This is a genomic window from Anaerosacchariphilus hominis, from assembly GCF_014290175.1.
Taxonomy (GTDB): Bacteria; Bacillota; Clostridia; order Lachnospirales; family Lachnospiraceae; genus Laedolimicola; species Laedolimicola hominis.
Genome location: NZ_JACOOR010000008.1, coordinates 70,157 through 88,577, shown reverse-complemented (window position 1 = coordinate 88,577; position 18,421 = coordinate 70,157). Strand labels below are relative to the sequence as shown.

Here is an 18,421-nt window from a genome sequence, read left to right as displayed (position 1 = left end):
TCTCTGCTAATCGGTTCTAAGAGGTGGTCTTCGAGTAGCTGCCTTATGCTGTTTTTCCTTCGCTGTCTCTCCATGAGCCTTTCCTCCTAAAAAAGAAGCCTCCTCCAACTTTCCGCTTTCAACAGATCCCCTCCATAAATCTTCCTCATCAAAATCAGACCGCCTTACTATTTCCTCCTCCAATTCCAATCGGTCAGCATATACAACTTCTCTTGCTGCCTGTTCCGGGACTTCATAAACCTCCTCAAACCGGATACCCCATCTTAAAAACAAAGGAAGTCTTGTTTTCATAGGGCATACCCCCGTCTTAGCAAGAATGAAATTCCCTTTTGGCAATGTCTTTAACTCCTCCGGCGCCATTAATGGTCTGCTCATCATCTGCAGGCTCTGGCTGGGGTCATTTTTTCCTTTGGATATAGAACCAGACAACACCGTTCTGTTTCCCAATGCTTTGGATAAGATTTCTGCGCTCTCTGAGTTTGGTGCAAAACCTCCAAACAAAATATCCTGGCAGTTATCGATGATAATACTGGAACCTTCTTTTCCATAATTCTTTTCCAACTGCGCAAAGCTCTGAATGATAGGAACCATGCTGATCCGTCTGGAACGGCCTGCAGAAAACATCATCTCCATGGATTCAATTTTCGGTATGGTTCCGATTTCATCCGCAAACATCATGACTCTGTTGGGCAGCTTTCCTCCATGTTCATCTGCAATCGTCAACATTTCCCGGTAAAGCTGCTGTAAAAACAGGGATACCATAAAATACTTCGTGTTATCTTCTTCCGGCAGCACAATAAAAATTGCTGACTTTTCCCTACAGAATGTTTCCGTGTCCAAGGTACTCTCAAAGCACAGGATCTGTTCCATTTCAGAATCCAGAAACGCATTCAATCTGGACATGGTTGTGGATAGCACAGAGGCCATTGCCTGATCCGCAGAATTTAAAGCTGCTCCTGCAAACCACTTCGCCTTGTGAGTAGGTGGTAGCTTATCCATAAGTAACTGGAACAGGCTCCGGTTCTTCACGGGGGATGGCGCCAGAAGATCCTGAATCAGCTTGAACACAGAAATGATATGGCGTTTCTCTGGCGGGCAATACTCTGCAATCAACAGAATCACAGAAGTCAGCAAACCTTCTGCTGCATCATAGAAAAAAGCATTTTGTCCATAACTGCTGGCAGAAGCCCCTTCAGAGCAGATGATTGTTTTAGCTGTAATTTTTGCATACTTCTCTGCTCTTGCCTTTGCTGCCAGATTTTCAGGATTCTTTAAATACTCATCCATGTATTTATTAACCAGCGTCAGGATATTGTTGCCATCAGAACGGGTGGGATTTCGTAAATCCAGAATGGAAATCCGATAGCCATAATATTCCTTGGCTATACCTGCATAATTACGAAACAGATCGCCCTTCGTGTCTGTGGTGAGAAAACTCATTCCAGAAGCACAGGCATATTCGATATTGGGGTATAAGAAGTTTGCGGTCTTACCCACTCCTGCTGCCCCGATCATGAGACAGTGAATATCTCCACTGTCTACCAGTGCTGTGATGGAATTTCCTTTCTTTTTGTATCCAACTACCAGCCCCTGCTCTTTTGGTAGACGCTTTCCTGCTCTCCATTGCTCCGGTTCATATGGTACATGAGCATACGTTTCCCGTATTTCCTTTTCCGTTGCAAACCGTGCAGTTCCATACTGCCCGTCTCCTACCGTTCTCGATTTAATTCCGTTTAAGGTATAATGATTTGATATCATTACCAGACTGCCGATTACAGCGAACATCCCCAAACCTATACAAATAAATATAATGACTCCCTGTATCCTACTCCCCTCCTCTCACATCATCTGTATAACTGTCTGCTGTCTGTTCATATATTCCGGCGGTGGCTTCTTCAGTTCTTGAAGATCCTCATTCCAATCCTTAAGATTTGAAAAAAGCGAGAATATCATATGGTATCCCCGCTCAGACAGGTTTTTCTTTATCCGTTCCCTTGCCTGGATTCCCGCCTTATCATGATCCAGACATAAAGCAATTTGGGAGATGTGCGGTGCATCATTCAAAAGCTGCATCAACGCATGTTCTGCCACCCCACAGAGTGCCACATAACTATGATCCATCCACCCCTTTTGATACATGGAAATAAAAGACAGCATATCAATCGGTGCCTCAAATACATACACGGTATTGCTCTTCCCAACCCAACGAAAACTGTACCTTGGATCGCATCCTTCTACATTCCCCTTAAATGGTTGTCCCTTCTGACAGGTTCCCCTTTTATGTGCATGGCGTGGAATTCCATCTGAATCAAAACCCACAAACACAACATTATGATATTTGACATCTTCATAAATCATGTGTTTTCCTGCAAATACAGATACTACTTTAGGATCCACACACCTTGTCTTTATCAGATACGCAAAAGCACGGTGCATGGTCTGGTTCGCTTCTGGAAGTACGAATGGCTTTTTCGGTTCTGGTTGCTGATTCACGCTTTCCTGGTATGCAACTCCCTGTTCTCCGCTAAGCAGCATTGTAACTGCGTCCGGAAAGCTCTGGTTATAAAACATCCGCACAAAGTCAATGGCACAGCCTCCCTTTTCTGTCGCGTGATCATACCATCGATTTCCCCTCACTGTAATACTGTGATCACTGGCCAGGCGCTTTTCTCTTCCAGAACGAAGCAGCTTTTCCCCCTGCCTGGAAAGAAAATCTTCCAGATCCACCGCATTGGCCCTCTGTTTCTGTTCTTCCGTAAAATAAACAAATTCTCCCATGCCATCCTCCTTCGTCAATAAATACCTTGTGCCGGCTCCTGATCATCCCTATGATGTCCTTGAGCCTGCTTTTTCTCTGACAGTTTCCTGCGTCGTTTCCGGTCAATCTGATACCGCTTCATTTCCATTGGTCTCTGTACTTCTTCGCAAAACAGCTTTTCCAGATGATGAAGCAGTCTGGTTGCTGCCAGAAACAAGGACGGATCCTGATATGCATCCAGATGTTCCAGTAAAAAACTGGCATACAGATTTCCTTGTTCTGCCGATGCTGTCAGATATTCCACTGCCTTTTCCCGATCACGGGAAACATCTCTGCCACAGAGATATAACTTTCCCAACGCATACTGAGCATACTGGTTTCCTTTTTCCGCACATAGTCCCAGGTAATGTACTGCTGTTTCCACATTTTTCGTTACATGTTCTCCTGAAAGATATAACTTCCCTAACTGATAAAAGGCCCATTCATTTTTCTGCTCCGCTGCCTGTTGAAGCCATTTCATTGCCACTTCCACTTGGGGAGAAAACTCTTCCCCCTTGAGATATAGCATTCCAAGCCGATACTGCGCATACGGATTTCCTTTTTCCGCTGACAGACTGAGCCACTTCACAGCCGCTTCCACATCCTTCGGTATTTCCTCCCCCAAAAGCAACAAACATCCCATCCGATATGCAGCATATTCATTTCCAAGTTCTGCTGCAGAGCGGAACCATTTCATGGCCTGATCCATATCTTTATTAAAATACACACCATCCTGGTATAATTTCCCCAACACATACTGGGCAGCTGAGTGCTCTGCATTTGCTGCTTTTGTAAGCCATTCCACTGCCTGGCCGCTGTCTCCACTTCCCGTTTCCAGCCAGAGTTTTCCGAGTGCATACTGAGCATTGGTATTTCCAAGCTTGGCAGACTTTTCCCAATATTCAGCTGCTCTCTTATCATCCGCTTCGGTTCCCGTTCCTGTGTGGAGCATCTGACCAATTCGGTACTGCAGTTTATCATCATGACTTTTTTCTTCCAATATCACGAAACCGGAATACGCATCCTGAAATCCTCTCTCTGCTAGTTTGGGATCCGGCTCTGTACCAAGACCATCCCGATACATCTTTGCCAGTTCCAGACTGGCATAAGGATTTCCCTGTTCTGCCGAACTCCTGTATAAAGAGAATGCCCGCATATCATTTTGCTCCACCCCCCGTCCCCGTCGGTAAAGCCCAGCCAGAGAATACTGGGCATACTTATGGTCCATTGCAGCCGCCTGAGAAAACCAGTGTGCCGCCTTTTCATAATTTTGTTCTGCTCCCAAACCAGAAGCATACATTTTCCCAATACGATATTGCAGATATGGTTTCTCCTTTTTCTTTACGGATTCTTCTCTTACAAGAAATGCTTCCAATGCTTTCTCATACCATTTCTGTGCCAGCCCCACATCCGCATCCCGTCCCAAGCCATCCGCAAACATCCGGCCAAGGTCGTGCATGGCAAACCCATTCCCCTGCTCTGCTTCCTGAAGGAACTTCTGATATGCCTTTTCAAAATCCTGTAATGTAGAATCGCTGCCATACAAATAATTCCTAGCCTGTATATATCCATCTGTCCACCAGTTGGAACTGGATTTTTCTTTTCTGCCATTAGGAAAAAGCTCTTGCTTGAGTTCCTCCTCCGCATAGTCCGAATCTAGTTCCCCTGTCAGCTCTGCTACCGGATCTGGTTCTTGTATAAAAAAATCGTCCTTTGGTTCTGAGTATCCATCTTCATTCTCTTCAAACAAAAAATGATGACTGCCAAGCCTCAATGCTTCTGCAATCACCATATTTTTGATACTTTTTAATTTAGGCTGTTTTGATAAAGGCGGTAATTCTTCCGTCTGTTTTCGGTAGGTCTTCACAATCTCATCCTGCCATAGCCCCCATTCCCGGTACAGGGCAGACACCCGGTCATCTTTCTCCAACTCATCTACGATATGATCAACCAGATCCTTCACATCTCTCTTCAGGTAGCCATAAACCTTTTTCCCGCCTGTATTCTGCAGCCGTTTAGAAAGCTGCATCATACTGGTTTCAATTTCCGAACTCTTAAGCGTCCCCGCCCGTATTTCATCTATCCATGTTTTCATTACAACTTCCGACCGTTCCTTTAAATCCATACGAGACTGTGCCTGCTCCTCATAAATATTTGCAAAATCTTGACGGAAAATATCATGTGCCAGCTCAGAACGCATGGCCTCAATCGACTGCTTTGTCAGATACCCTTCTCCATCTTTTACTGAGTACACCAATAGATGAACATGAGGATGATGGCTTTCATTATGAAATGCAGCGTACCATTTCAGATTGGCGCTGTCAATTTTCATATGCTTACACAGCATTGCCCGTTTGGAACGCAGCAATGCCATCCACTGAACAGCACTGTCGTACCCTAACCGGGCTGCGTCCTCGCGCCGAAGGGAAATCACATGTGTCCACACAATTCCCTTGTGATCTGCCACCTGATTCTGCACCTGTCCAAGAACCACCGGTTCTCCCTCATCTGTAAACAGGCCATGCTCCCCAATCTTTTCTACACGGGGACGATGCGCCAGATAATCCACATAATTTTTTCGCGTCGCTGCTATATCAAGATTTTGTTCCAATGCACAGGAAATAAATTCCGAGGCATTTTCGATTGTTGGTTTTCTTTGATAATCTTCATACTCCAGCATTTCTTTTGTCGCCGGAAAATCCTGCAGGAGCTGATGCACTAACTTCTTTTGACTCACCGTTGCTGGGAGGTGCTTTTTACTTGTATCAATTTTCTCTACCCCTTTCCGCGTTCCAATGTAATGGACATAATTTTCTTTCTGAGATGGTTTTGCATCTTTTAAATATCGGGAAGTAAAAATAAGTTTTGCCATGTTACTCCTTTTTAGAAAGCAAAAAGGAACCTATGGCTTATCACACACCATGGCTCCTTTTACTTTTTATCACATCTTCTTCCGTTACATAGTTTCAACATTTGAACATATCATGTACATTGCTTGATCCAGTCAGAAAGAAAGTCCATCTGCTCTTTCGTATGAAACCAGTGCTCCCCGTTTTCCATAACTGTAAGTGTTGCTCCGATTCTATCTGCAAACTCAGCTATTGTTTCATACGATGTCAGGTTATCCTTTTCTCCATACAGAATGTGCGTTGGAACAGTCCAGGTAACAGGATGCTCCCTCACATAACAAAGATAAGCCCAGGAAAGTGTTTCTCCAAAGGATGTCGGGATTTCTTTCTGTTTCTGCAAGTCATCTTCGGTCACATTCGCCCACTGCATCATATTCCGAATCAATCTTTCCATGTCTACAACCGGAGAAATAAAGTATGCCTTCTCTATTTTGCTGTCTGCCAAAGCACTCATAGCAAAGAAAGCACCAATGCTGTTCGCAATCACTGTTACCGTTTCATATGTTCCGCATAGGTTGTCAAACAATCCGGGAAACTCTTTTTTCGCTTCCCAAGGTGACTGTGAGGAATAGTCAAAACCAATTACATCATATTCTTCAAAGAGCGCTTTATAATACTCTGCCTCTTTCGGATTTCCACCTTTACCATGTATATACAAAATTGCCTTGTCCATTTATTTGTTTTCCCTTCACAATACCTATTTTTTCTTTTTGGATTTGGGCAGCGGCAGTTCATCATACATCGCGTGGAACAGTCCTGTCAAAAATTCTTTCTGATCAACCTCCTCTACCAGCAGCATCTCTTTTGCTCCCTCATAAGGTACTTCATATACCGAATCTGTCATATAGGCAATTGCTGACTTTGTAGGTTTTACAAGCAGTCTGTCATCATAAATACCTCCTATAATCTTGCCACGATAATAAATAATAAATTCTCCCATCATAGCACGGTATGTAATTTCATCCAACTCGGACAGCTGCTCTAAAATAAATTGTAAATAATTTTTGCTTGATGCCATCGTTTACCTCAAACCAAATTTTGTGTAAGAATACATTACATTCTTAATGTCCTCGATGTTTCTCTTTTTTCTTTTTTTGTTTTAAATCAAACATTTTTTTCTCTTCTGCCAATTTGTCTTCCCGGCTTTTAGACTTACGCTGCTGTTTCCTTTGTTCCTGCTGCAGCTTTAGTGCTTGCTGAGATTTTGTTCCAACGCCCCTATCCAACATTTGTTTATGAATTTCACGCTGGAGCTTCTTTGGGTTTTTTGTTAGTTCCTTTTCAGTAACCTCCACAGATGGACTAAATCGCAAACGATCATATTCCTTTAGCACAAACTCCCAAATCTCATAGTCCTTTGGTTCAGTTCCAAATGTTACTTTGGAAACGGAAAGTTTCCCATTTTCAACTCTCTCAAAAATACCTACCCAAAATGGTTCCTCAAAAAACACTGTCAGCTTGCCTGTCCTTATACTCATGGCAATCCCTCCTTAATGATTGAAATGAGCAAAGAATGGACAACCCGGAGGGGCAGGTTACTTACCCTGATATGCAGGACGGCCGGGCTACCTACCGGCTCTGGTATGCATCACTGCATACGTTGCGTTTTTATCTTTACTTTTATAATCAAGCCTCCTCGGCCAGATTAACACATATAATTTTTCTGTTTCTAATTAAAACCAACTCGCCTTTTCATCTCTAAATTTAGGCGTATCACTATCCTCATAAGGATTATAACTGTTTAAGTTACATCCAAACTCCTTTAATGATTTTATTTTATTATCTGCTGTCCATACAATCAAGGACATTCCGTCAAATTCCTCTATATTCCCATTATTCATTTCATTTTTAAAATACCACTCTACAACCGTCTGGTTATCTTTATGAAAGAACTGCTTGATCTTCCACTCCATCACCTTGCCACGTGTATTCCATTCATTAAACCAATGTTTTACAACTTGACGGTTATTATATTTTGGACTCCAGCTTTCAGTATAAATCACGTCTTCCGCAAAAATGTCATCCATACCAAGATCCTGTTGTGTAAGCCACATTTTGAACCATAGTTGAATGATTTGTTCTCTCTCATTCAAAATTCTACACCTCGATTCGTTTCTTATATATTATAATCGATGAGCTGTTGCATCGTAAAGGACAAATCTATATTTTATCTCTTCTGAAAATTCATCACACAACCAGAGGGAAGTACATATAAATTTTCTTTCCATCTTTTCTTTTCCAACAATATCTACACATCCCGCTTTTGATAATGATACGCATCTTCAAACTTCACAGTTCCATTGATCCGCCTCACTTCATCAACACATTTTGCGTGCAGCCTGTTTAAAGATTCTTCATCCACATCATGAGTGTAGGCAATTACCTGTGAGAGCTTGGACAATTCCACTGCTATCTTAAAGTCCATTCTGGCCAGACGGTTCTCACTATCCTGAATGGTTCCCGTAAGCACAGAAGCCAACGACTGCAAAAAATAATTTTCTGCTTTTCCTGCAAGAAGATACCCTATATAGAATTTAAGCGCTTCTGCTACAAATTCATTCCGGGAACGCACATTGGCTGTCTCTAACAGACCATCTGCCTGGTTTAAGATTTCCTTTTCGACATAAATTCCCGCACGTACTTTCGTATGTTCGCTTCCCATCGTTTCCTCCTAACCCTGGTATTCACAAAATCTCTCTCATTTCCTCCAAAATTCTGCCACTTTCAAAAATCCAGCACCATTCTTACGACCGCCTTCCCCAAAAGTATTCAAACCAGATTTTCCGAACGGCTTTGCCGGTCGGTGTTTTCCAGGGGTGGGCTGCCAAAAGCAGCATACCCCCTTTAACCTGCACACGTTTCGACCCAGCCAACCACTCAAGAATCCCGTATTCCCCCGTGTTCTTGCTGTTTCCATAACCTTCTCTCACATTTGCCCAACACCGCTTAAAATCCTCGTATGGGTACCACGATGCCACCTAGCTGTCCAAAGCCCGACACAGGGGCACACAGGGGGCTACACGGGGATGTCATGGATGACTGGGGATTCCGTTTCCTTTTTTCTGGTTATCATACGATTTCTGATTCTTCCAGCTGGGACTCCTCCCGTCTCGCAGTCCGATCAGCTCTCCGGGTACGTTCTCTGGCGGATATTTCTCTTGCCACCTTGTCATCAATATATTCACGGGTAGCCTGTGGGACATATTTTTCATACAGTTTCTGTACTGTATCATTTAATTCCCCCTGAAGATCGGTATCCCTTTTTTCCATATGGAACTTTAACGCATCCAATTTTTCTGTGTTAAAACTGACATTGATCGTAGTATTTCTCATTTCAAATCTCCTTTTTCTTTCAGAAAGCAAATCAGGCGGCTGCTCACACAGCCGCCCGATCTCGTTTCATCAGGTTCTTAAATAATGGATTAGTTCAATGGCATCTGCAAGACCTGCCTTATAATACCTCAGACGCTCCTGTTCCGGTATATCCATTTTAGCCATAAGTTGGTCGTCCAACCATTGTCGGTCATCCTCTGAAAGGCTATTGAGAATTCGATCCATGCGGAGGACATGCTCCTTGGTCTCTGTGCAATAAGCGGGAACCTTGTCCTCTTCACTTTTCCTCTTCAACTCCAGAACTCGTTCTTCGATTACCTGATTTAACTGATCCATAATCTCATCCATCGGTTACTTCCCTCCTTTCAGCCACACACAATACCGAACTTTTTTCTAAAAGTCGATATCACATATCCATAAACTGTCCAGGCAAATCTGCACAAATTTCATTTTTAGCTGTCTCATTCCGGAATAGTTGCCAGCCTTCCAAAAGCATACAGATGGCTGTTCCAGTAAGGAGAAGTAAGGTCCGCATAGCCAATAGGCGAACCACAATGCAGCATCCTAGAGCCTCCAACATAAATCCCCACATGGCTGACCGCCCCTGCAGATGCATAAGTTCCCGTAAAAAACACCAGATCTCCGGGTCTAGCTTCCTCTCTTGACACAATCGCACACTGGTCATAAATCCCCTGAGCTGTTGTTCTAGAAAGATGATACACCCCGGATCTCGTGTAGACCCAACAGATATATCCACTGCAGTCGAAACTGGTATCTGGAGAACTACCGCCCCATACATAGGGATAACCAATATAACGGGTTGCCTCTGCCATCAGCGCGGAAAAACTCCCATCTCCCATAGCCTGTCCGGGAGGAAGACCATTTCCACCCGGTACACTCACACCGTATTTTGCCAGCATATAGATGCGCTGTACATTCGTTTTATCTTCCAGAGAAACCTCCTGGTTTAATTCTGCAGCAAGATTTCCATAGACCATATTCAGGCTTTGGATTGGAATTGCAACCGTATAGGTTTCTCCCTCTTCATCCTCTCTCTCCTCATACTCTACAAAACAATCTGCGAATGCCCGGTAGTCCCCCTCATCCATCCGAGGGTGCTCCTTACCAAAAAACAGGGCATAAAAAATCGCTTTTACCTGGTAGGGATCTACTTCTTCGGCTTCTGCCATACCATTGATTTCATTTAACACCCCATCCAGTTTTTCAAAACTGTCCTGCATATTTTCGATGTACATCCGATACTCTGCTGGCACCTTTGAGGACAAATACCCCCCATGAAAGGACTTCTGGACAGCAGAAATGTTATGGTCTGCAGTCCCAGAAAGCGTGCACAGGATCATGGTGACAATTAAAATAACAGGGGTTACTAATGCTGCAATAACAGAAAAAAACACAGTCCGCCCATTCCGGTCAGAGAGGGTAAGCGCTACCAGTTTTGCTGTCACAGCGGCAGCTGAGACGGCCATAAAATCACTCCTTCCACACTTTTTATCGAGATATTCATCTGACGCATCAGGATTTATTTCATTCCATCATAGCCCCCCATATGAAACAGGCTCTGCTGATAGAAGCATCCCTCTCTTTCCTGTTTCTGTACAAGCTGATAAGCATGTTCGATTGCGTCCTCCAGAAACTGGGTTTCAAACCCTGCCGTTTCGTACCCTTGCCAGATTACATTGGCATAATGGTCAGAGGGAATTCCAAATGAATGCCCTGGTGTCATCACATAAACCATGGCCGGAACAGTTTTTCCATCCAGTTCAACCTCCAGCATCTGCTTCCCATACAAATTGGGATACCCTTCATAAAGATCCAGCGATGCCTCATCTCTGTTTTGGATCTCCCAGATCAGCACCGGCACAGTACTCCCTGCTTTAGGTTCTACGGTTGCCACAGCTCCCCTGCGGCCTCCCCGAAATAACAGTTCATAATCTTTTAACTCACTCTTTCCTACTACCTTCGCAGTCGGACAACGAAATGCCATCTGCTCCAGATTCAGATTGCTCCCATAGGCAATATAAAGTCTTTGTTTTCCTTTCAATTTGCTTCCTCCTGTCACATTCGCATACAAAAAGCCGAGGATTCCTGTGCTTCCCCAGCTGATTCTAATTCCTCAATTGGATGAATGATTTCCTGTCTCTGGATCCGTTCTGCCAATTCCTTCTCCCGCTTCTGTCGCATTCTTTCCTTTTGTGCTTCCGCCTGAGCCGGATCCTTCCAGGCAATACAGCCCGGCAGATTTGCCAGCAGATGCTGACGAGCTGTGGCGAATTCTTCTCCATTTAATCCTAGCCGTAAAAGCCAAGTGCGGAATGTATACTTCTCATTGCTGGTCTGAGTTTTTCTTCTGCTGGCACAGGACTGATTCAGCGCTTGGGCGCCAATCGCCAGACAAAACTGGATATAGGCCTTAATCTTGCCTGCATGAAGCGTCCCATTGAACAGACGAAATTCCACAGTTCCTTTCTGAAAAACAGAATGAAGGTTCAGACAATGATAGCGGCTATCATCATAATGCGCATCCCTCCGGCTCTCTCCGTTGTACCAGATCCGCTCTACAGCTTCCATACTTCTAGGTTTTCTCCGGTTTAACTCATCCAAAAATCGTGTATCCACCGGCTGACACCAACGATGCTGCCTTTCCACAGACACTCCAAGCGCTTTATAGATCAAGTCTTCCTTGGATGCCATGATATTGGTGATATTACGGAGAGTTCTGGCATCAAACGGCTCTGCATTGATATGCACATGGATTCCGCAGCTCTTGTTTGTCAGGGCACCATGCTCTTTCAGTTTCCGAATAATTTCCTGAATGGTAACAATGTCTTCATAGCGGCAGATTGGACTTACCATCTCTGTCCGGTATTCCACATCAGCATTTACCCTGCTTCCATTTACCTTCCGTTCTGCGTGAATACTGCTATCGCTCATAAATTTCCACTGCCGCCCCTCCGTGTCAATGGCTGCATAGGTATCGTAATAGGTTCCCAGATATTTGACTCTAGTTCCAAAATACTCTGCCGTTACCTCAGCCGCTTTCGCACGGGTAATGCCGGTCATCTCAATCTCAATGCCAAATTTCTGCTCCTTTAACTCCATTCATAGTCTCCCCTTTTAACGTCCTCCTGCCTTTCCGAACAGTCTGGCTTTGTGTTCCGGGGCATTTACCATTAAGTTATACCGCTCATTTCCACATTTATACAGGCAAACTCCCCTTTGTGGATACCGGATCAGGTTATACTCACTATCCTCCAGCTGCAGGGTATCCGTATAAAACTTGGCATCAATGCTCCCCGCATTGAACAGAAACTGATGCGTCGGGATGGAAAACAGCGGCTTGGTATACTCTCTCACGCCATCCAGATTAAAATCCTCTAGGTTCTGGCTTGCTATGATAACTGCAGAATCTTTTTTTCGCACACGCTTCATAAAATTTCTAACATACTCTACTGCAGTCAGGTTGGAAAGGAACAGATAAAACTCATCCAGGCTGGCTGCCGTATTGCCTTGTGTCAAAAGAACATCGCTCATAAACGAAAGCACATTAAAAAGCAATGCATTTTTAAGGCTCCTGCTGGCCTGTAACAGTCCTTTTACCCCAAAAGTAATGAAGCCATCATCGGTGATATTGGTATGTCCATTAAAGAACTTGCTCTCAGCTCCCACACACATAGAATTCAGCCCAAGAAGAATACTCTGAAGCATTTCTGCTGTATAAAGCTGTCTTCTGTTTTCGTCAAATCCCTGATATTCTTCCTCAATGAACGCATAAAGATCGGAGAGAACCGGGTAATCCTCCGCAACCAGGCATTCAAAATCACTTTCGTCTGTAATCCCCCATCTGGTATATAACTTCTGCAGCATGATCTCAATCACATCAATTTCCCTGTCGGAAAAATCCTTGTAGCTTCGGAAAAAGTCCTTTAAGAAACTGATATGCTGGGATAATCTGGATCGGATGCGAAAGGTCTGAGGTGCATCCAGATCCTCCGGGCTTCCCGCTTCGTCCCAGGTTTTCGGTTCCAGAGGGTTGATAATGAACTCCCCGCTCATTAAGTCGATAAAACACCCTCCCAGATTATTGGTCAGATCTTCATACTCCATTTCCGGATCCAGAGCGCAGATATGCATTCCGGACTCCCTTAAATTCGTCAGCAGCAATTTAAGCAGATAGCTTTTTCCCTGTCCGCTGTTTCCCAGAATCAGGATATTGGCATTCGTCTTATCATCTGCTCTCCGGTTAAAATCCACCAGTACATTACTCCCAAATTTATCTCTCCCAATATAGAACCCGTGAGGATCCGTCTTTCCTGAATAGTTAAAGGGATACAGATTCGCCACACTGCTGGCCGGAAGCACTCTCTCAAACTGATCCTTAAACAGGTTATAACCGCTTGGCATTACACACCGGAACCCCTGCTGCTGACGGAGGATCAGTCGGTCTACATTCAATTTTGACCGGATCAGTTCCGTTAGTACTTCTGTCTGAAGAAGCTTCAAATGCTCCAGATCATGGGCACACAACTCCAGATATACTGCCGTATGGAGGAGGGGTTCTCGGTTGCGGTGCATCTGGGCTACGATGGTAGTTACATCTTGTAAATTACTTTCAGCCAGAACGGTCTGCTGTAAATCACTGGTATTGCTCCGATCCATCCGGTTTTTGTTGGCTGCATTGCTGATGATCTTCCGCTCCTCAACGGGTGTCACATGACGAGTATAGATCCGCAAGGTTACACCGTCTTTCTCCCCTAAATGGGAGAGAATTGCCTGCTCTTCCGTAGCAGTCGGGTACTCCCGCAGTGCCCAGACACAACGATAGGTGTTACCACAAATAAAATGATCTGTTTCAAATTTAATGACAGACGGGGCGATCATATCCAGAAATTCCTGGATACGCACATTATCTTCCCTGTCATCAACTGCTGTTCTTCCTTTTTTCAAGTCATCTCCTCCTCACTCTAAATCTCTGGTATGATCCACCGCTCCCCGTCAAAGTCTTCAAACTTCTCTGTGGTCACGTTCTGCTCATAGTAAACAGCCAGGATACGTTTGATATCCTCTTTATCTGCCCGTTTAACAGAAAAACTCTGTTCCTTCAGGGATTTTTCAATCCTGGAAAGGTACGGAAAAATATCCGATTCCTTTTCATCTTTTAACCGCAGCATAATCAGAAATTCACGGGCTGTCGCCATCTGCACCTGAATCCGGTCCAGATGGGTCTGATCCTGTTCCAAAAGACGGCGTATGACTGGATTCTCTTCCTGCTCCATCTGACTTTTCAGAAACCGCTTGTTGTCTTCAAAGCTTTCCCTGCTGTTTAGACACAGCATCTCAATCTCTGCCACTCCTTTTAGCACAGTCATAAGAGCATAGATTCTTGCCCCGACACTAGATTCGGACAAAACAGAAATATTCGTTGGTTTTACAATAAAATACACCAGCTCCCCCTGTCCGTAGGTCACCAGACTGTAGTCTGTAATCTCCTTTGCACCAATGAACTGCCGTGTGGAGAGGCGCTTCTCTGCCTCTTTTTTCGCTTTTCTTTTCTCCCTGCTCATTCATACCTCCACTCAAAAAATTGCTGACGCATAAAAAAATACGCACAGGCATACCGGACAAAATCCAGAATGCTGGTATCTTCAAATCGGATCGTCAGAAATCCATATACCCCTGTCAGAACACAAGGGAACATAAATCCCGCCTGCGTAGCTACTAAAATGGAGACCAATCCGCAAATACCAAGAATCCCAATGTCCCGAAGCTGCCATAACCAAAGTGTTGCTTTTGATTTCAAATGGTCCGGATAAATATACAACCGATCACCTCCAAATAATAACCGCCGGCATGATGAAGCTCTGCCGGCGGTATGTTCGATCCTTCCTCTTATTCAGTTTCCTCAAGTTCTGCCTTTCCCTCTGTCTCCTGCATCTCTCCAGATACTACATGTTCTTCCTGCGAAAGTACATCTTCAATCAGTCAGATCACAAATTCTTTCTGGCTCTGTCCTGTCTTTTTGAGGTATTTTTTTAACCTCTGAAAAAACTCCTCTGATACCTGAAATGCCAGTGTCCTGATTCCGTTTGCCATCTCTCTTTCTCCCTTCTCAAAGTGGTCTTTTAGAATCCGTTCCATATACTCGTTCAGCTTGATTCCCCATTCTTCCTGTTCTTCCCTCACTTTCTTATGCAGGGATTCTGGAATCATGGCGCATAAATTTTTCTTACGCTCTTCCATTTGACTCTCCTTTCCTCGTTTTTACAAGCCAAGTATATCCATAAAGAGATGAGATAGCTATGACGATACCCAACAAAGATTGCCTGAAAACGGAAGCAGAACTACCAATCTTATGGTTCTTTCTCCTCCTTCATCTTCCGCAAAAAATAAGCGATACCACGGAGAACAAAATCCACACACGGTATCGCTACGCTATTTCCAAGAGCTTTGTAACGGGCACTGTCCGAGGCACCAGGGATATCTGTCCAGTGATCCGGAAAACCCTGCAACCGTTCACACTCCAAAGGCGTCAGCCTCCGGATCAATTTCCGGTTCTCAACAATACATTTATCTTCGCTGACATATTGATTATTGATCCCCTTATGATCTGTATATCCAATGGTTCCTACCGTATTCTGATACGGCTCACACACCAAATCCGTAGCATCCTTATGCTGTCTGGCACTCTGAGTCGCTGTTACCCGATTTTGCAGAAATTCATCACTTCTTTGGCGGCTGAACACTGCATGACGGTCTGCACTAGTAAGAGTATAGGAAATATCCGGCTGGCATCCCAGACCATTTCCTCCATTTTGTACTTCCCGATCAATGATATTTCCGGCAATACAATAACTCTCCGGCATATCTGAGACCAGTGGGACATTGTTTCCTCCTGTTCCATACCGGGCTGACATGGTAGGGGCCACCTCATGCGGACCTGTATATCTGGCATCAATCCCGTGATTCTCAAACAGAATCTGCTGATTGTTCCCGCCGGTTTCTGCCTCCTCTGTAAGAGCTGGATCCGGAATTTCCTCTGTCCCAGCACTCCCCTGCTGGATGCCCATCACCAGAGGCGGATGACCACTCATCCCTGCCCGCAGGGTTGCTGTTATATCGACCGAAACATCCATACGCTCTCCTCCTTGGTCATTGAGGCACAGACACTCTTCTTTTTTTTCTGCACTTTCAAACTTCCTCATCCCCTCTGCCACAAAGGTCTGCATCTGCATATTGGTCGTTGCCATCAAAGCTCCGGATATTCCGTTGAGGTTGATCGTTTCTTCCCTCTGATTAATATGGAACGCAAAAATATCCACCTGTTTTTCCTCTGCTACTCTACTCCCGCCTGAATCCGCAGAGCTGTTTCCAGCTGCGGTGGTAACTCCTTTCCCCTGACCTTGGCCCTCCGCAGGATCCCTAAGCAGGCGTTCCTGCTCAAATAATATCTTTGGTGCGGTGAGTCCTCCAAAATCTGCGACAAGGAAGATTCTACGGCGGCGCTGGGCGACTCCCCAGTATTGAGCATCCAAGACTCTCCAAGCCAAGCTGAATTGATCTCCCAAAATGGCAGCCCCAGCAGATTCCCAGCGCCCGGTGTCAGGTCGAGGCACATGACAGGTACTGTCCTTGATATGGACAATCTCCTCGATGACCGCCCGGAAATCTTCTCCATTTGCGGAGCTGAATGCTCCAGGGACATTTTCCCAAACGAGGTATCGAGGTCGAATAAAGTCATCTGATACCCCTCGTCTTTCATCCTCTGCTCTCATCTCCTTTACTATGCGTACCTGGTCCATAAACAGGCCGGAGCGCTCCCCTGCCAATCCTTTCCGTAATCCGGCTACTGACAAATCCTGACAGGGGCTGCCTCCACAGATTACATCCACAGGCGGCAATTTTGCTCCATCCAGTTTTGTAATGTCCCCTACATGGATCATATCTGGAAACCGGAGTTTGGTTACCCTCATGGGAAACGGTTCTATCTCACTGGCCCATACCGGCACACCTCCACAGTGAACTGCCGCCAGAGGGAATCCTCCAATCCCATCAAATAGGCTCCCCAGTGTCATCATCCGCCCATCTCCATTCCCTTTTGTATCGGTACTTCACACAGTTCCCATCCAATTTCCTGTTCGCTGACCCGTCTAAGCGGAATCCGGAGCTGCCTTGCTGCACGGATTTCCTGCTCCATTCCTGAAGACAGTTCACTTCCACACGCCCAGATTTCCTCACAAACCTTCAAAATCCGAAGCCCCATATCTGTTCCCAGCTTTCTCTCTTCTGGGACTCCATCATCCAGCATCTGCGGATATAGCAGATGAGAGGCAATTGGCGTAACCCCCTGGTTCATGGCATAACGACAGGCTGCCTTTGCAAATGCTACATTCCGCTCAACATCTCCAGAATACGGAGATGCAATATACACCAGTTTGTTGTGTTCCATCCTTCACCGTCCTCTCTACTTGGAAACCACTTGCACAACCGTCCTTGTTAGGTTCATAGCTCCCTGCGCTGCATAGACTGCTCCCATCACATTTGCTTTGGTTCCTGTTTCCAACCCAAACTGCCCCGCAATCCGCGGAATCTCACCTGCCGATAACATAAGCCCCAGACCAAGCAGTGCCTGATCCTTAACGACCATCAGACCTGCGATCAGGACCGTCGCCTGTAAAAATGCGGTCAGGCACAGACCGATTACCTGCTTGCACCAGCCAACAAATCCATCAATATATCCCCTTGGCACACTGAATAAATAAAGGCTCCCTACTGCAATCTGAATCAGCAGGATCCCGCCCCGTTTTAAGTTCGCAAAGAACACTTTGATTACCGCATAACCCATGAGAATCAGGAGAAAAATCATAAAAATCGGGCTACTAATCATTCCGATTCCACCAAAAACACCTGATGCGGCAGCCTCCTGCCAGGTGGCGGCATCCTGAAGAGACTGCACAATCCCTGCCGCAACTGTCCCAATATCTTCTCCCAATCCTGTAATACCAGCTGTAAAACTTCCCTGAAGGGAAACACTGAGTTTATACAGTTCCACTGGAACAGTAGTAAACAGGCTGGCTGCCAGGAATCCCTTGATTACGTTCAGTGCCGTGTCGCGTATGCTGCCCCTGCCATTCTGATATTCAATTCCACATTCAAAGGCTGCCACTACGATTCCCGTCACATAAAGTGCCCATGCCAGATAAGAAAAAAGAAGCACGACAGACTGCACCCAGCTCATTTCAAACAGTTCAGCCCCCATGCTTCCCATCTGCATGAAAAAATCTCCCAGAAATCCAACAATCTGACCATACAGCCAGTCAATGATCTGTCCCAGAACCGTATCTGCAACAAAATCCCAGATAAACAA

At 45.1% G+C, this 18,421-nt stretch carries 20 protein-coding genes; all 20 read right to left on the bottom strand.

Annotated features, from left to right (window positions below):
* Positions 1-6: 6 nt before the first annotated feature.
* The 20 genes from H8S44_RS13560 to H8S44_RS13470 all read right to left on the bottom strand — a co-directional run bounded on the left by H8S44_RS13560 (position 7) and on the right by H8S44_RS13470 (position 18,421).
* Positions 7-1,785, bottom strand: coding sequence for a VirD4-like conjugal transfer protein, CD1115 family (locus tag H8S44_RS13560; protein ID WP_186872577.1), 1,779 nt, complete (start codon positions 1,783-1,785; stop codon positions 7-9).
* Positions 1,786-1,839: 54 nt separating this feature from the next.
* On the bottom strand, positions 1,840-2,778 hold the full coding sequence (locus tag H8S44_RS13555; RefSeq protein WP_117471953.1) for a DUF3991 and toprim domain-containing protein: 939 nt from the start codon (positions 2,776-2,778) through the stop codon (positions 1,840-1,842).
* A 14-nt stretch (positions 2,779-2,792) separates the two neighbouring features.
* The gene (mobP3, locus tag H8S44_RS13550) at positions 2,793-5,669 is read right to left on the bottom strand and encodes a MobP3 family relaxase (RefSeq protein WP_117471955.1); all 2,877 of its coding nucleotides are present in this window, start codon (positions 5,667-5,669) and stop codon (positions 2,793-2,795) included.
* A gap of 110 nt (positions 5,670-5,779) precedes the next feature.
* Positions 5,780-6,379: an alpha/beta hydrolase gene (locus H8S44_RS13545; RefSeq protein WP_117471957.1), complete on the bottom strand. Its 600-nt coding sequence runs from the start codon at positions 6,377-6,379 to the stop codon at positions 5,780-5,782.
* Positions 6,380-6,403: 24 nt separating this feature from the next.
* Complete coding sequence (locus tag H8S44_RS13540) at positions 6,404-6,724, bottom strand: TfoX/Sxy family protein (protein ID WP_117471959.1); 321 nt, start codon at positions 6,722-6,724, stop codon at positions 6,404-6,406.
* 43 nt (positions 6,725-6,767) lie between these two features.
* A complete protein-coding gene (locus H8S44_RS13535) occupies positions 6,768-7,184 on the bottom strand; it encodes a YjdF family protein (RefSeq protein WP_117471961.1) in 417 nt (138 codons plus the stop codon).
* A 195-nt stretch (positions 7,185-7,379) separates the two neighbouring features.
* A complete protein-coding gene (locus H8S44_RS13530) occupies positions 7,380-7,799 on the bottom strand; it encodes a nuclear transport factor 2 family protein (protein WP_117471963.1) in 420 nt (139 codons plus the stop codon).
* Positions 7,800-7,954: 155 nt separating this feature from the next.
* Positions 7,955-8,368: a hypothetical protein gene (locus H8S44_RS13525; RefSeq protein WP_117471965.1), complete on the bottom strand. Its 414-nt coding sequence runs from the start codon at positions 8,366-8,368 to the stop codon at positions 7,955-7,957.
* Between the two features lie 407 nt (positions 8,369-8,775).
* Positions 8,776-9,039 (bottom strand): DUF6103 family protein, encoded by a 264-nt coding sequence (locus tag H8S44_RS13520; protein WP_055650613.1) that lies wholly within the window; start codon positions 9,037-9,039, stop codon positions 8,776-8,778.
* Between the two features lie 69 nt (positions 9,040-9,108).
* Positions 9,109-9,387, bottom strand: a complete 279-nt coding sequence (locus H8S44_RS13515; RefSeq protein ID WP_002593799.1) for a hypothetical protein — start codon at positions 9,385-9,387, stop codon at positions 9,109-9,111.
* A 113-nt stretch (positions 9,388-9,500) separates the two neighbouring features.
* Positions 9,501-10,526, bottom strand: coding sequence for a C40 family peptidase (locus tag H8S44_RS13510; RefSeq protein ID WP_117471968.1), 1,026 nt, complete (start codon positions 10,524-10,526; stop codon positions 9,501-9,503).
* A 53-nt stretch (positions 10,527-10,579) separates the two neighbouring features.
* On the bottom strand, positions 10,580-11,044 hold the full coding sequence (locus H8S44_RS13505; protein WP_242990551.1) for a gamma-glutamylcyclotransferase family protein: 465 nt from the start codon (positions 11,042-11,044) through the stop codon (positions 10,580-10,582).
* Between the two features lie 71 nt (positions 11,045-11,115).
* Entirely contained in the window at positions 11,116-12,159 is a 1,044-nt protein-coding gene (locus H8S44_RS13500) for an amidoligase family protein (RefSeq protein ID WP_117471972.1), read from the bottom strand.
* A 15-nt stretch (positions 12,160-12,174) separates the two neighbouring features.
* Complete coding sequence (locus tag H8S44_RS13495) at positions 12,175-14,004, bottom strand: VirB4 family type IV secretion system protein (RefSeq protein WP_117471975.1); 1,830 nt, start codon at positions 14,002-14,004, stop codon at positions 12,175-12,177.
* A gap of 17 nt (positions 14,005-14,021) precedes the next feature.
* Entirely contained in the window at positions 14,022-14,621 is a 600-nt protein-coding gene (locus H8S44_RS13490) for a hypothetical protein (protein WP_002593804.1), read from the bottom strand.
* Entirely contained in the window at positions 14,618-14,878 is a 261-nt protein-coding gene (locus tag H8S44_RS16905) for a hypothetical protein (protein WP_117471977.1), read from the bottom strand. The genes H8S44_RS13490 and H8S44_RS16905 overlap by 4 nt, the downstream gene beginning before the upstream one ends.
* 161 nt (positions 14,879-15,039) lie before the next feature.
* Positions 15,040-15,297, bottom strand: a complete 258-nt coding sequence (locus H8S44_RS13485) for a 4-oxalocrotonate tautomerase (protein WP_117471979.1) — start codon at positions 15,295-15,297, stop codon at positions 15,040-15,042.
* A 110-nt stretch (positions 15,298-15,407) separates the two neighbouring features.
* The gene (gene dcm, locus H8S44_RS13480; protein WP_181968502.1) at positions 15,408-17,132 is read right to left on the bottom strand and encodes a DNA (cytosine-5-)-methyltransferase; all 1,725 of its coding nucleotides are present in this window, start codon (positions 17,130-17,132) and stop codon (positions 15,408-15,410) included.
* Complete coding sequence (locus tag H8S44_RS13475; RefSeq protein WP_117471981.1) at positions 17,129-17,503, bottom strand: DUF7768 domain-containing protein; 375 nt, start codon at positions 17,501-17,503, stop codon at positions 17,129-17,131. The genes dcm and H8S44_RS13475 overlap by 4 nt, the downstream gene beginning before the upstream one ends.
* 15 nt (positions 17,504-17,518) lie before the next feature.
* Positions 17,519-18,421, bottom strand: coding sequence for a conjugal transfer protein TrbL family protein (locus H8S44_RS13470; protein ID WP_117471984.1), 903 nt, complete (start codon positions 18,419-18,421; stop codon positions 17,519-17,521).

Excerpts from the sequence above, each read along its gene's own strand:
- H8S44_RS13560 (WP_186872577.1), bottom strand. The coding sequence starts at position 1,785 with ATGTTCGCTGTAATCGGCAGTCTGGTAATGATATCAAATCATTATACC.
- H8S44_RS13555 (WP_117471953.1), bottom strand. The coding sequence starts at position 2,778 with ATGGGAGAATTTGTTTATTTTACGGAAGAACAGAAACAGAGGGCCAAT.
- mobP3 (WP_117471955.1), bottom strand. The coding sequence starts at position 5,669 with ATGGCAAAACTTATTTTTACTTCCCGATATTTAAAAGATGCAAAACCA.
- H8S44_RS13545 (WP_117471957.1), bottom strand. The coding sequence starts at position 6,379 with ATGGACAAGGCAATTTTGTATATACATGGTAAAGGTGGAAATCCGAAA.
- H8S44_RS13540 (WP_117471959.1), bottom strand. The coding sequence starts at position 6,724 with ATGGCATCAAGCAAAAATTATTTACAATTTATTTTAGAGCAGCTGTCC.
- H8S44_RS13535 (WP_117471961.1), bottom strand. The coding sequence starts at position 7,184 with ATGAGTATAAGGACAGGCAAGCTGACAGTGTTTTTTGAGGAACCATTT.
- H8S44_RS13525 (WP_117471965.1), bottom strand. The coding sequence starts at position 8,368 with ATGGGAAGCGAACATACGAAAGTACGTGCGGGAATTTATGTCGAAAAG.
- H8S44_RS13520 (WP_055650613.1), bottom strand. The coding sequence starts at position 9,039 with ATGAGAAATACTACGATCAATGTCAGTTTTAACACAGAAAAATTGGAT.
- H8S44_RS13515 (WP_002593799.1), bottom strand. The coding sequence starts at position 9,387 with ATGGATGAGATTATGGATCAGTTAAATCAGGTAATCGAAGAACGAGTT.
- H8S44_RS13510 (WP_117471968.1), bottom strand. The coding sequence starts at position 10,526 with ATGGCCGTCTCAGCTGCCGCTGTGACAGCAAAACTGGTAGCGCTTACC.
- H8S44_RS13505 (WP_242990551.1), bottom strand. The coding sequence starts at position 11,044 with ATGGCATTTCGTTGTCCGACTGCGAAGGTAGTAGGAAAGAGTGAGTTA.
- H8S44_RS13500 (WP_117471972.1), bottom strand. The coding sequence starts at position 12,159 with ATGGAGTTAAAGGAGCAGAAATTTGGCATTGAGATTGAGATGACCGGC.
- H8S44_RS13490 (WP_002593804.1), bottom strand. The coding sequence starts at position 14,621 with ATGAGCAGGGAGAAAAGAAAAGCGAAAAAAGAGGCAGAGAAGCGCCTC.
- H8S44_RS13485 (WP_117471979.1), bottom strand. The coding sequence starts at position 15,297 with ATGGAAGAGCGTAAGAAAAATTTATGCGCCATGATTCCAGAATCCCTG.
- dcm (WP_181968502.1), bottom strand. The coding sequence starts at position 17,132 with ATGATGACACTGGGGAGCCTATTTGATGGGATTGGAGGATTCCCTCTG.
- H8S44_RS13475 (WP_117471981.1), bottom strand. The coding sequence starts at position 17,503 with ATGGAACACAACAAACTGGTGTATATTGCATCTCCGTATTCTGGAGAT.